The organism is Paractinoplanes rishiriensis, assembly GCF_016862375.1.
GTDB lineage: Bacteria > Actinomycetota > Actinomycetes > Mycobacteriales > Micromonosporaceae > Actinoplanes > Actinoplanes rishiriensis.
Window position 1 is genome coordinate 208705 of record NZ_BOMV01000059.1, and the last position, 13484, is coordinate 222188.

Here is a 13484-nt window from a genome sequence, read left to right on the forward strand (position 1 = left end):
AGCCTCGGCAGGACGAAAGACGGCGTTCAGCAGCAAATTTTCCAAAACTGACCGCCCGTACCAAGCTCCCGGGCGGCTTCACCGCTGTTGACGTAAACAGGCTTTTCGGAGGATCTCCCGTCATGCCCCGACTTCGCACCCGGCTCGCCGGTGTGACCGCAGCGCTGGCGGCGCTCCCGCTGGCCGTTGCTCCACCGGCCGCCGCCGCGGCAACACCCGACTACACGATCACGGTGAACCCCGCCGCCCAGGGCGCCACCATCGACGACGCGATGTACGGCGTCTTCTTCGAGGACATCAACTGGGCCGCCGACGGTGGCCTGTACGCCGAGCTGGTCCGCAACCGCTCGTTCGAATTCCAGGCCGCGGACAACAGGACCTACACCGGGCTGACCGCCTGGACCCCGGTCGCCGCCGCCTCCGGCGCCGGCACCGCCACCACGGTCGGCGACGCCGAGCGCCTCAACGAGCGCAACCGCACCTACCTCCAGCTCGGGCTCACCAACCCGGCCGGCGGCGCGTACGGCGTGACGAACGCCGGCTACAACAGCGGTTTCGCGCTGCGCAAGGGCGACACGTACGACTTCTCGATCTGGGCGCGCACCGACGCGGCCGCCGGCACCAAGCTCGCCGTCTCGCTGCACCTCGCCGACGGAACCCAGCTGGCCACGCCGATCCGGATCAACGTCAAGAACAACACCTGGACCAGGTACGCGGGCAGGCTGCGCGCCACCACGACCAGCGACGCCGGCCGCCTCTCGGTGCTGGCCGAGGGCACCGGCACGGTTCGCCTCGATGAGGTGTCGCTGTTCCCCAAGACGTACAAGAACCGGCCCAACGGCCTGCGGGTCGACCTGGCCGAGAAGATCGCGGCGCTGCGCCCCGGCTTCGTCCGGTTCCCGGGCGGCTGCCTGGTCAACACCGGCAGCCACTACGCGTACGACGAGGCCTCGAACTTCCCGCGGGCCCGCTCGTACCAGTGGAAGGACACCGTCGGTCCGGTCGAGACGCGGGCCACGAACGCCAACTTCTGGGGTTACAACCAGACCTACGGCCTCGGCTACTTCGAGTACTTCCAGTTCTCCGAGGACATCGGCGCCGCCCCGCTGCCGGTCGTGCCGGCCATGGTCACCGGCTGCGGCCAGAACCGCGCCACCAACGACCCGGCGCTGCTCCAGCGGCACATCCAGGACACCCTCGACCTGATCGAGTTCGCCAACGGGCCGGTCACCTCGACCTGGGGCAAGCTGCGCGCGCAGATGGGCCACCCGAAGCCGTTCGGCCTCACCATGGTCGGCGTCGGCAACGAGGAGAACCTGCCCGAGGAGTACTGGGCGGCCTTCACCCAGTTCCACGCCGCGATCAAGGCGAAGTACCCGAACATCACGGTGATCAGCAACTCCGGGCCGGACGACACCGGCGTCACGTTCGACAACCTGTGGGCCAAGAACAAGGCGTTCGGCACCGAGATGGTCGACGAGCACTACTACAACAGCCCGAGTTGGTTCCTCAAGAACAACGCCCGGTACGACGCCTACGACCGCACCGGTCCGGAGGTCTTCCTGGGTGAGTACGCGTCGCAGGACGCCAAGTTCTTCAACTCGCTGTCCGAGGCCGCCTACATGACCGGCCTGGAGCGCAACGCCGACGTGGTGAAGATGGCCTCGTACGCGCCGCTGCTCGCGAACATCGACAACGTGCAGTGGCGGCCGGACATGATCTGGTTCGACAACGACGAGTCGTGGGGTTCGACCAGCTACCAGATGCAGAAGCTGTTCATGAACAACGTCGGCGACCGGGTGATCCCGAGCAAGGCCACCGGCGGCTCGATCCTCCAGCCGCAGCCGATCACCGGACGGGTCGGCCTGTCCACCTGGGCCACCGCGGCCCGCTACGACGACCTCCAGGTCACCGGGACCGACGGCACCGTGCTGTTCTCGGACGACTTCAGCGACGGGAACGCCGACGGCTGGTCCACGCTGTCCAACCGCGGCACCTGGGCGGTACAGGACGGCGCCTACGTGCAGACCGACGCCGCCGCGACGAACACGATGGTGGCCGCGGCCACGAACATCACCGCCACCGACTACGACATCACGCTCAAGGCCACCAAGACCGCGGGCGCCGAGGGCTTCCTGATCCCGTTCGGGATCAAGGACTCGAACAGCTGGTACTGGTGGAACCTGGGCGGTTGGAACAACACGCAGGGTGCCGTCGAGAAGGCGACCGGCAGTGCCGACGCCAAGGAGCAGCTGCTCACCAGGCCGGACACCGTGGTCACCGGGCAGACCTACAACCTCAAGATCGAGGTACGCGGCACGAAGGTCACCCTGATCCGCGACGGCGAGGTCTGGGGCGGCTTCGACGACAACCAGGTGCCCGAGCCGTTCGCGCACGTCGTCACCCGGGACAACCGGGCCGGCGAGGTGATCGTCAAGGTGGTCAACGCGCAGGACAGCGCCGCCCTCACCAGGATCGACCTGGGCGGCCTCAAGGTGGCTCGCACGGCCCGGATGACCGTCCTGGCCGGCGACCCGGGCGAGCAGAACACCCGCTCGGCCGAGCCGATCCAGCCGGTGACCAGCACGGTCAACGGCATCGGATCCACCTTCACCCGCGAGTTCCCGGCGAACTCGGTCACGTTCCTGCGCATCAAGACCACCCGATAGGAGACGAGTTCCATGAGCTACGCGATTAGCAGGCGCCTACTGCTGCGCGGCACTCTCGGGGTGGCCGCGGGAGCGGGTGTCGCCGGGCTCGCCGCCGCGGGTTCCGCCGAGGCGGCCGCGCTCGAGACGGACGCCGAGGTCTACGGCGTCCCGACCGTCCAGCCGCTGGTCAGCCAGCGGGCCGACCCGTTCATCACGCCCCGCACCAACGGGATGTACTACTTCACCGGCTCGGTGCCGGAGTACGACCGGCTCGTGGTGCGCGGCGCGTCCACGCTCGCCGGCCTGACCGACGCCGAGGAGACGGTGATCTGGCGCCGGCCGGCCACCGGCACCATGGCCGGCCACATCTGGGCGCCCGAGCTGCACCGGATCGACGGCCGCTGGTACATCTACTTCGCGGCCGGCGACTCGGACGACGTGTTCCGGATCCGCACGTACGTGCTGGAGTCCGCGCTGGCCGACCCCCGGGACCCGGCCGGCTGGACGCTCAAGGGCAAGCTGGCCACCGAGTGGGACGGCTTCACCCTGGACGCCACCACGTTCGCGCACCGCGGCAAGCGCTACCTCGTGTGGGCGCAGAGCGAGCCGGAGATCGCCGTCAACACCAGCCTCTACATCGCCCGGATGGCGAACCCGTGGACGCTGGCCAGCAAGCCGACCCGGATCACCACACCCACCAAGAACTGGGAGATCCAGGGCTTCCGGGTGAACGAGGGCGCGGCCGTGCTGATCCGCAACGGCCGGGTGTTCCTGGTCTTCTCGGCCAGCGCCACCGACGCCCGCTACTGCATGGGTCTGCTCACCGCGGACGCGGACGCCGACCTGCTGGACCGGGACTCCTGGGTCAAGACGCCCGACCCGATCTTCGTGACGAACGAGGCCACCAAGCGGTTCGGGCCGGGACACAACTCGTTCACGGTGGCCGAGGACGGGGTGACCGACGTGCTGGTCTACCACGCCCGCGACTACCGGGACATCACCGGCGACCCGCTGTACGACCCGAACCGGCACACCCGGGTGCAGAAGCTGTACTGGCACCCGGACGGCACGCCGCTGTTCGGCGTGCCGGTGGGCGACGGCGGCCCGATCGTCCGGCTCACCCCGGCGGACCGGCGCCACCACTTCGTCCGGCACAACGCGGACGGCGTGATCGTGCTGGAGAAGGCCCCGTACGACCTGGCCCCGACCCAGTTCCGGTTCGAGGCCCGGGAGGACGGCACCGAGGTCATCCGCTCGGTCGACCACCCGGACCGCTTCCTCAAGGTGGACGGCAACCTGGTCCGGCTGGACCCGGCCGGCACCGCGTTCCGCCGGGTCGCCGACCGCAACACCATCAAGATCAAGGCCGAGGACGGGCGCTTCCTGCGCGTCTCCGGCAACGCGATCACGCTGGCCAGTTCGGGCACCGCGTTCAAGCTCGACTGACCCCGTGCTCTGACCTGGAACACGGAACGGCCCGGCTGCTGAGCAGCCGGGCCGTTCTGTTTGGTGTCCTACTCCTCGGCGGTCGAGGCGCCCAGGTCGGCCGGAACGGCGTCCGGGACCGAGACACCGCGGTCGGCGCCGCGGAACGTGAGCTTGGACTTCTCGATGTTCTCCGGGTCGCCCTCGCAGTCCACCACCACGATCTGGCCGGGGCGCAGCTCGTTGAAGAGGATCTGCTCGGAGAGGGTGTCCTCGAGGTCGCGCTGGATGGTCCGGCGCAGCGGCCGGGCACCCAGCACCGGGTCGAAGCCCTTCTTACCGAGGTACTTCTTGGCGCTGGCGGTCAGCTCGAGGCCCATGTCCTTGTTCTTGAGCTGGGTCTCGATCCGGGCCACGAAGATGTCGACGATCTGGAGAATCTCCTCCTGCCGGAGCTGGTGGAAGACGATCGTGTCGTCGATACGGTTGAGGAACTCCGGGCGGAAGTGCTGCTTCAGCTCGTCGTTGACCTTGACCTTCATCCGGTCGTAGTTGCTCTCGGTGTCTTCCGAGGCCTGGAAGCCCAGGGACACCGCCTTGGCAACGTCGCGGGTGCCGAGGTTGGTGGTCAGGATGATCACCGTGTTCTTGAAGTCCACGATGCGGCCCTGACCGTCGGTCAGCCGGCCGTCCTCCAGGATCTGGAGCAGCGTGTTGAAGACGTCCGGGTGGGCCTTCTCGATCTCGTCGAACAGGACCACCGAGAACGGCTTGCGGCGCACCTTTTCGGTGAGCTGGCCGCCCTCGTCGTAACCGACGTAGCCGGGAGGCGCACCGACCAGGCGGGACACCGTGTACCGGTCGTGGAACTCGGACATGTCCAGCTGGATCAGGGCGTCCTCGGAGCCGAACAGGAACTCGGCGAGCGCCTTGGAGAGCTCGGTCTTACCGACGCCGGACGGGCCGGCGAAGATGAACGAGCCGGACGGCCGCTTGGGGTCCTTGAGGCCGGCCCGGGTGCGCCGGATCGCCTTGGAGACCGCCTTGACCGCGTCCTCCTGGCCGATGACCCGCTTGTGCAGCTCATCCTCCATGCGCAGCAGCCGCGAGGTCTCCTCCTCGGTGAGCTTGTAGACCGGGATGCCGGTCCAGTTGCCCAGCACCTCGGCGATCTGCTCGTCGTCGACCTCGGACACCACGTCCAGGTCGCCGGCCTTCCACTCCTTTTCCCGCTGCGCCTTCTGGCCGAGCAGCTGCTTTTCCTTGTCCCGCAGCTGGGCGGCCCGCTCGAAGTCCTGCGCGTCGATCGCGGACTCCTTGTCGCGGCGCACCTGGGCGATGCGCTCGTCGAAGTCACGCAGGTCCGGCGGCGCGGTCATCCGGCGGATGCGCATCCGGGCGCCGGCCTCGTCGATCAGGTCGATCGCCTTGTCCGGCAGGAAGCGGTCCGAGATGTACCGGTCGGCCAGCGTCGCGGCGGCCACCAGGGCGGCGTCCGTGATGCTGATCCGGTGGTGTGCCTCGTAGCGGTCCCGGAGGCCCTTGAGGATCTCGATGGTGTGCGCCAGCGACGGCTCACCCACCTGGATGGGCTGGAAACGACGCTCCAGGGCGGCGTCCTTCTCCAGGTGCTTGCGGTATTCGTCGAGCGTGGTGGCGCCGATGGTCTGCAGCTCGCCACGGGCCAGCATCGGCTTGAGGATGCTCGCCGCGTCGATCGCGCCCTCGGCGGCACCCGCACCCACCAGGGTGTGGATCTCGTCGATGAACAGGATGATGTCGCCCCGGGTGCGGATCTCCTTGAGCACCTTCTTGAGGCGCTCCTCGAAGTCACCGCGGTACCGGGAGCCGGCCACCAGCGCGCCCAGGTCGAGCGTGTAGAGCTGCTTGTCCTTGAGCGTCTCGGGCACCTCGCCCTTGACGATCGACTGGGACAGGCCCTCGACCACGGCGGTCTTACCGACGCCGGGCTCGCCGATGAGCACCGGGTTGTTCTTGGTGCGGCGGGACAGCACCTGCATGACCCGCTCGATTTCCTTTTCCCGGCCGATGACCGGGTCGAGCTTGCCCTCCCGGGCGGCCTGGGTCAGGTTGCGCCCGAACTGGTCGAGCACCAGGGACGTCGACGGCGCGGCCTCGCCCGCCGCCGCACCGGCTGCGGCCGGTTCCTTGCCCTGGTAGCCGGAGAGCAGCTGGATGACCTGCTGGCGGACCCGGTTGAGGTCGGCGCCGAGCTTGACCAGCACCTGGGCGGCGACGCCCTCACCCTCGCGGATCAGGCCGAGCAGGATGTGCTCGGTGCCGATGTAGTTGTGCCCGAGCTGCAGCGCCTCGCGCAGCGACAGCTCCAGCACCTTTTTTGCCCGGGGCGTGAACGGGATGTGCCCGCTCGGTGCCTGCTGACCCTGGCCGATGATCTCCTCGACCTGTTGCCGGACTCCCTCGAGGGAGATGCCCAGGCTCTCCAGAGCCTTGGCGGCGACGCCCTCGCCCTCGTGGATCAGGCCGAGCAGGATGTGCTCGGTCCCGATGTAGTTGTGGTTGAGCATCCGGGCCTCTTCTTGGGCCAGGACGACAACCCGTCGCGCTCGGTCGGTGAACCGCTCGAACATGCCCTCGTGCTCCTCACGTGCCGTGCGCCAATGAACTGGCGGGGCCCCAAACCCTGTTGGTCCGGCACGGGCATCGGTGATGCCCGTGCTGTAACTCTATCGCCGCTGGGTGGCTCTGCTGGGTCCTCCCGTCCCCCCGAAACCGTCCGCAACGTTGATTTAGCCAACTTCGCACGCTCAGCGGCTGTTCCCCTACCCGAACGTGTACGCGGACAGCGAAATCCCCAGACGTCACATCCACAGCCTGTGGACAACCTCGTCCACACCTGTGGATAACTCCAACGGTACGCAACACCCGCGAAGACCGAGCGAAAAGCCGCAAGGCCCGCCGCGCAGCGCGCGACGGGCCTTGCAGGGGGTACGCGTGTGACTCAGCCCCGGCCGGGGCCCTTGGCGTGGAACTCGTCCACGATCTCCTGGGGGATCCGGCCCCGGTCGGAGATGTCCTTGCCGGACTTCTTGGCCCACTCCCGGATGGCCTTGTTCTGCTCCCGGTCGGCGGTCGCCCCACCGCGGCCGCGCGCTGCACGGCCGCCGACCACCACACCACCGCGAGCGACCTTCGAGCCGGCGGTGACGTATGGGGCGAACACCTCCCGCAATTTCGCGGCGTTCTTGTCGGACAGGTCGATCTCGTACTGAATGCCGTCGAGCGCGAACTTGACGGTCTCCTCGGCGTCACCGCCGTCCAGGTCATCGACCAGTTTGTGAATGATCTGCTTGGCCACGCGCCGCTATCCTCCCGAGCACAGGTTCTCCCGCAACGGTCAAGACAATAACTCCACAGGCGCAGTATCCGTCAATGGCGGGTAGAACATTACTCGGGCCGAACCAAGGGGAACAGGATCGTTTCCCGAATGCCGAGGCCGGTGAGGGCCATCAACAGGCGGTCGATTCCCATTCCCATCCCGCCGCTGGGCGGCATTCCGTACTCCATGGCCCGCAGGAAATCCTCGTCCAGCTGCATGGCCTCGGCATCGCCGCCGGCGGCCAGCAGCGACTGCGCGACGAGCCGTTCGCGCTGCACCACGGGATCGACCAACTCGGAATACGCGGTGCCCAGTTCGAAACCCAGGACGTACAGGTCCCACTTCTCGGTCAGGCCCGGAGTTTCCCGGTGCGCCCGGGTCAGCGGAGCCGTCTCTTCGGGATAATCCCGCACAAATGTGGGTGCCTGGAGGGTGTGCACCACCAGGTGCTCGAACAGCTCCTCGGCCAGCTTGCCGGCGCTCCACTTCGGGTCGACGGAAAGGTCCTGCTTTTCCGCGTACCGCAGAAGTTGCGACCGATCGGTGGCCACCGTGACTTCTTCGCCGAGCGCCGCCGAGAGTGAACCGAACAGGGTGACCGACGCCCACTCGCCACCGAGATCCAACTCGGTGCCGTCGTGGTGCGTCACCACGTGTGATCCGGCGACTGCGAAGGCGGCCTCCTGAATCCACTCGCGAGTCTGCTGTTGCATCACGTTGTAGTCCGCGTACGCCTGGTAGGCCTCGAGCATCGCGAACTCCGGGGAGTGACTCGAGTCCATACCTTCATTGCGGAAGTTTCGGTTGATCTCGAAGACCCGGTCGATGCCGCCGACGACGCACCGCTTCAAAAAGAGTTCCGGCGCGATGCGTAGATAAAGATCAGTATCGAGTGCGTTGCTGTGCGTCACAAACGGCCGAGCCGTGGCGCCGCCGTGCAGCAACTGCAACATTGGCGTTTCCACCTCGAGATAATTCCGGCGGAACAGCGACTCGCGCAGACTGCGTACCACGGTGGCCCGGGTGCGCACGTTGTCGCGCGCCGCCGGACGCACGATCAGATCGACATAGCGCTGCCGGACCCGGGTCTCCTCGGAGAGCGGCTTGTGCGCCACCGGCAGCGGGCGCAGCGCCTTGGCGCTCATCACCCAGGTGCCGGCCAGCACCGACAGCTCGCCCCGGCGGCTGGTGATCACCTCGCCGGTGATGCCGACCAGGTCACCCAGGTCGACCAGCTGCTTCCAGTCGGACAGCGCCTGCTCGCCCACCTTGTCGAGGGAGAGCATGGCCTGCAGTTCGGTGCCGTCGCCGTCGCGCAGGGTGGCGAAACAGAGCTTGCCGCCGTTGCGGATGAAGATCACCCGGCCGGTGATCGAGACCTGGTCGCCGCTGGCGGTGTCGGTGGGCAGCTCCGCGTACTTCTCCCGGAGCTCCTTGAGCGTCGCGGTGCGGGGCACCTGGACCGGGTAGGGCGAGACTCCCCCGGCCAGCAGCCGCTCCCGCTTGGACCGGCGGACCCGCATCTGCTCGGGTAGGTCCTCGGCGGGATCGGTCACGGGCGCATTCTGCTCGGTCACGGCACGACTCTCTGTGGGTAAGCGGACGAAATGGGTGGGACGGACGAGGGGAAAGCGTACTGGGGACAGCTCAGACGTTCCGCTCATATACCATCCGGAGCCCGATCAGCGTGATCATCGGCTCGTGCGCGGTGATCGTGCGGCACTCGTCCTTGACCAGCCAGGCCAGCCCACCGGTGGCGATCACCGCCCGCACCTCGCCGAGCTCCTCGATCATCCGCTCGACGATCCGGTCCACCTGACCGGCGAAGCCGTAGTACATGCCGGCCTGCAGGCACTCCACGGTGTTCTTGCCGATCACCGAGCGCGGCTGGGCCGGCTCGACCTTGCGCAGCTGGGCGGCGCGGGCGGCGAGCGCGTCGAACGAGATCTCGATGCCCGGCGCGAACGCACCACCGAGGAACTCGCCGCGCGCGCTGATCACGTCGAAGTTGGTGGTGGTGCCGAAGTCGACCACGATCGACGGGCCGCCGTAGAGCGCGTGCGCCGCGAGCGTGTTGACCACCCGGTCGGCGCCGACCTCCTTGGGGTTGTCGATGGCCAGCTGGACCCCGGTCTTGACGCCCGGTTCGACCACCACATTGGGCAGCGAGCCGTAGTAGCGGGCCAGCATGGTGCGCAGGCTGCGCAGCGCGGCCGGCACGGTCGAGCAGGCCGCCACGCCGGTCACCTCCACGGCGTCGCCGGCCAGCAGCCCGCGGAACATCAGCCCCAGCTCGTCCGCGGTCGACCGGGCATCGGTCTTCACCCGCCAGTTGTGGACGAGTTTGTCGCCGTCGAAGGTGGCCAGCACAGTGTTCGTATTACCGATATCAATACAAAGCAACATCAAAAGCCTCATATCGTACGCGCGACGACTGCTTCCATGGTTGCAGTCCACCCGGTCCGGGCGGTTATCGGGGACGCAGATCCAGTGCGATGTCGAGGATCGGTGAGGAGTGGGTCAGGCCGCCCACGGACAGGTAGTCGACCCCGGTGGCCGCGTACGCCTCGACGGTCTGGAGGGTGAGATTGCCGGTGGCCTCCAGCTCGACCCGGTCGCCCACCGCCACGACCACCTCGCGCAGCCGCTCCGGTGCCATGTTGTCGCAGAGCAGGAAGGTGGCGCCGGCCTCGACCGCCTCCTCAGCCTCGGCCAGCGTGGTGACCTCGACCTGCACCGGCACGTCCGGGAAGCGCTCGCGAACCAGCCGGAACGCGGCCGCGATGCTGCCGGCCGCCAGCTTGTGGTTGTCCTTGATCATCGCGACGTCGTAGAGGCCCATCCGCTTGTTGGTGCCGCCGCCGGCCCGGACCGCGTACTTTTCCAGCGCCCGCAGGCCCGGCGTGGTCTTGCGGGTGTCCAGCACGGTGGCCTTGGTGCCGGCCAGCGCGTCGGCCCAGCGCCGGGTGTGCGTCGCCACCCCGGACATCCGGCAGAGCAGGTTGAGCGCGGTGCGCTCGGCGGTGAGCAGCGCCCGGGTCGGCCCGCTGACCACGGCCAGCACGTCGCCGCGCCGCACCCGGTCGCCCTCGGCCACCCGCGCCTCGAAGGTCACCGCACCGGCCGAGACGGCCGCGAAGACCTCGGCCGCCACCGGCAGCCCGGCCACCACACCGTCGGCCCGGGCCACCAGCTCGGCGGTGTCCTGCTGCCCGACCGGGATGGTGGCCGCGCTGGTCACGTCGCGCGGCGGGTCACCCAGGTCCTCACCCAGCGCGGTGTAGACGATCCGCTGCACCTCGTCGAGGTCCAGATCAGGACTCAGCCGGTCAGTCACGCCATCTCCTCAAAACGCTGCGACAGCCGGCCCGCGCGGTCGAGGCCGTGGAGCAGGTGGCCGCGCCACTCGTCGGCGGCGGTGGGGTGATCCTCGCGCCAGTGGCAGCCGCGGGTCTCGCGCCGGGTCTGCGCCGCGGCCACCAGGGCCGCGGCCACGGTCAGCAGGTTGGTCGCCTCCCAGGCCGCGTTGCGCGGGGTGGCCCGCCGGCCGGCCAGCCGGGACAGCTCGGCGGCCGCGGTGTCGAGCGATCCGGCCGAGCGCAGCACGCCGGCCCCGCGGGTCATCGCCCGCTGCAGGTCGGGCCGCACCTCCGGGTCGGCCACCCAGGCCGGCCCGGCCACCGGCGACACCGGGTCGGCCTGGCCGGGCAGGTCGCGGGCGATGTCGTCGGCGATCCGCTTGGCGAACACCAGGCCCTCCAGCAGCGAGTTGCTGGCCAGCCGGTTGGCGCCGTGCACGCCGGTGCAGGCCACCTCGCCGCAGGCGTACAGGCCGGGGATGCTGGTGCGGCCGGCCAGGTCGGTGCGGACCCCGCCGGACGCGTAGTGGGCCGCGGGCGCCACCGGGATCAGGTCGGTGGCCGGGTCGACGCCGGCCGCGCGGGTGGAAGCCACGATGGTCGGGAACCGGTGCTCCAGGAACTCGGCGCCGAGGTGCCGGGTGTCCAGATAGACGTGGTCGGCGCCGGTGGCCCGGAGCACCCGGTGGATGCCCTTGGCCACCACGTCGCGCGGCGCCAGCTCGGCCAGCTCGTGCTGGCCCACCATGAACCGCTTGCCGGCCTCGTCGACCAGGTGGGCGCCCTCGCCGCGGAGCGCCTCGGAGATCAGCGGACGCTGCACGGAGGTCACCGCGGCGCTCATGAAGGAGGTGGGGTGGAACTGCACGAACTCGACGTCGGTCACGGTCGCGCCGGCGCGCAGGGCCAGCGCCACCCCGTCGCCGGTGGACACCGACGGGTTGGTGGTGGACGAATAGACCTGGCCCATCCCGCCGGTGGCCAGCACCACGGCCCGGGACAGGATGGCGCCGACGCCGTCCTCGGAACCCTCGCCGAGCACGTGCAGGGTCAGCCCGCAGGCCCGGCCGCCGGCGCTGCGCAGCAGGTCGAGGACCAGGGCGTGCTCGACCAGCCGGATCCACGGGTCCCGGCGTACCGCCTCATGCAGCGCACGTTGCACCTCGGCGCCAGTCGCGTCACCACCCGCATGCACGATGCGGTCGGCGCGATGGCCGCCCTCGCGGGTGAGCATGAGCGAGCCGTCCGGATGCCGGTCGAACGCGGCGCCCCGCCGGATCAGCTCACGCACCCGGGCCGGGCCCTCCTCGACCAGCACCCGGACCGCGACCGGATCGCACAGCCCGACCCCGGCGATCTCGGTGTCGTGCGCGTGCGCCTGGGGCGTGTCCAGCGGATCGAGCACAGCGGCGATCCCGCCCTGCGCCCAGCGGGTCGAGCCGTCGTCGATGTTGACCTTGGTGACGACCGTGACGTGCAGGCCCTGCTCCCGCAGGTGCAGCGCGGCGGTCAGCCCGGCGATGCCGGAGCCGACGACCAGGACGTCGGTGGTCTCGCTCCAACCCGGGTCGGCGGCGGCGAGCCGGCGCGGCAGCTCCGGAAAGCCGGCCTCGAGAGGTGACATCTGCTCAGTACACTCCGCCGGGCCGGCGGGTGTGCGGCGGGGCCGACATTCGTGGTCGCCGTTACTTGTACTGGACCGGCAGGCTCTTGGCGCCCTTGCCCTTGAGGGTCGAGGTGAGCGAGGCGCCGTCCAGCCAGAGGTAGCAGCGCACCCCGTAATCGCCCAGCGCCCAGACGTCGTCGTCGCCGGGCAGCGAGATCACCCCGGTGCGGAATTGCAAATCCTTGTCGTTCGGGACGCCGGCGTAGCCGGCCACCAGCCCCCGGCAGCCGTCGTGGAACTTGGCCCAGGTCGCGTCGTTCGCCGGGTACTCGAGATCCTTGGCCTGCCAGATGCCGACGAACTCGGCGTTGTGCTTGGCGGTGCAGGCGGCGGCCGGCATGCCGTTGATCGCACCGGACCCGTCCAGCGTCACGGCATAGCAGGTGAGCAGCAGGTTCGAGCCGTCGCCGGTGAGCGCGTCGCGAAGGCTGCCGGTGCGCTGCACCAGGCCGCCGTCGTCCTCGACCGAGGCGACCTCGACCGCCTCGCAGCGGAACCAGCGGGCGCCGCCGGCCCAGGCCGCGGCGGTCGGGTGGGTCACGCCGATCCAGATCCGCGCGGTCCGCCACGGCGCGCCCAGGTAGGCGGTCGTCTTCTCGTCGCAGACCTGGTACGCGGCCTTGGCGCCGGCCGAGCCGTCCAGCGGGGGCTCGTCGGCGTCCGCGGCCGGTGACTCGTAGGTGCCGACGTACACCGTCTCGGTGCGGTGCGGCAGCTTGCAGTCGATTTCCTCGTACGTGCTGCGGCCGCCCACCGAGCTGAAGTTGGAGCTGTGGCAGGCCCCCGCGTTCGGCTCGAACCCGTTGGCGGGCGCCATCACCGCCCAGCCGTTGGTGAGATCGCCGTCCACCCCGCCGGGGGTGCCGCAGCCGGTGACGAGCAGCAGCACCGCGCCGAGGGCAGCCGTGACCGACAGCCGGGCGCCTCGCCGGTGTCGCATGTAACACTGCCTCCGCATGGCCGCCGATGTCCGGTTTTTCGATCATATGGCGATCAACCGGTGCGTTCCGGGCATTCGGCAA

9 protein-coding genes are annotated in these 13484 nt (G+C 69.3%); 2 read left to right on the forward strand and 7 right to left on the reverse strand.

All coding sequences use genetic code 11. The features are described from left to right. Nucleotides 1-122: 122 nt before the first annotated feature. A complete protein-coding gene (locus tag Ari01nite_RS27365) occupies nucleotides 123-2669 on the forward strand; it encodes an alpha-L-arabinofuranosidase family protein (protein ID WP_203785044.1) in 2547 nt (848 codons plus the stop codon). 12 nt (nucleotides 2670-2681) lie between these two features. Then, the gene (locus Ari01nite_RS27370; RefSeq protein ID WP_203785045.1) at nucleotides 2682-4097 is read left to right on the forward strand and encodes a family 43 glycosylhydrolase; all 1416 of its coding nucleotides are present in this window, start codon (nucleotides 2682-2684) and stop codon (nucleotides 4095-4097) included. 68 nt (nucleotides 4098-4165) lie between these two features. Here Ari01nite_RS27370 and Ari01nite_RS27375 read toward each other — a convergent pair whose 3' ends face one another. From Ari01nite_RS27375 to Ari01nite_RS27405, 7 genes are all read right to left on the reverse strand, one after another. Then, the gene (locus Ari01nite_RS27375) at nucleotides 4166-6688 is read right to left on the reverse strand and encodes an ATP-dependent Clp protease ATP-binding subunit (RefSeq protein ID WP_203785046.1); all 2523 of its coding nucleotides are present in this window, start codon (nucleotides 6686-6688) and stop codon (nucleotides 4166-4168) included. A gap of 371 nt (nucleotides 6689-7059) precedes the next feature. Continuing rightward, the gene (locus Ari01nite_RS27380) at nucleotides 7060-7416 is read right to left on the reverse strand and encodes a histone-like nucleoid-structuring protein Lsr2 (protein WP_203785047.1); all 357 of its coding nucleotides are present in this window, start codon (nucleotides 7414-7416) and stop codon (nucleotides 7060-7062) included. An 89-nt stretch (nucleotides 7417-7505) separates the two neighbouring features. After that, complete coding sequence (gene lysS / locus Ari01nite_RS27385) at nucleotides 7506-9014, reverse strand: lysine--tRNA ligase (protein ID WP_203785048.1); 1509 nt, start codon at nucleotides 9012-9014, stop codon at nucleotides 7506-7508. A gap of 70 nt (nucleotides 9015-9084) precedes the next feature. Next, entirely contained in the window at nucleotides 9085-9843 is a 759-nt protein-coding gene (locus Ari01nite_RS27390; protein WP_203785049.1) for a type III pantothenate kinase, read from the reverse strand. Nucleotides 9844-9907: 64 nt separating this feature from the next. Continuing rightward, entirely contained in the window at nucleotides 9908-10762 is an 855-nt protein-coding gene (nadC, locus tag Ari01nite_RS27395) for a carboxylating nicotinate-nucleotide diphosphorylase (protein ID WP_203785116.1), read from the reverse strand. Nucleotides 10763-10770: 8 nt separating this feature from the next. Further along, nucleotides 10771-12420: an L-aspartate oxidase gene (locus Ari01nite_RS27400; protein ID WP_203785050.1), complete on the reverse strand. Its 1650-nt coding sequence runs from the start codon at nucleotides 12418-12420 to the stop codon at nucleotides 10771-10773. A 61-nt stretch (nucleotides 12421-12481) separates the two neighbouring features. After that, nucleotides 12482-13402, reverse strand: coding sequence for a septum formation family protein (locus Ari01nite_RS27405; protein ID WP_203785051.1), 921 nt, complete (start codon nucleotides 13400-13402; stop codon nucleotides 12482-12484). Nucleotides 13403-13484: the final 82 nt, after the last annotated feature.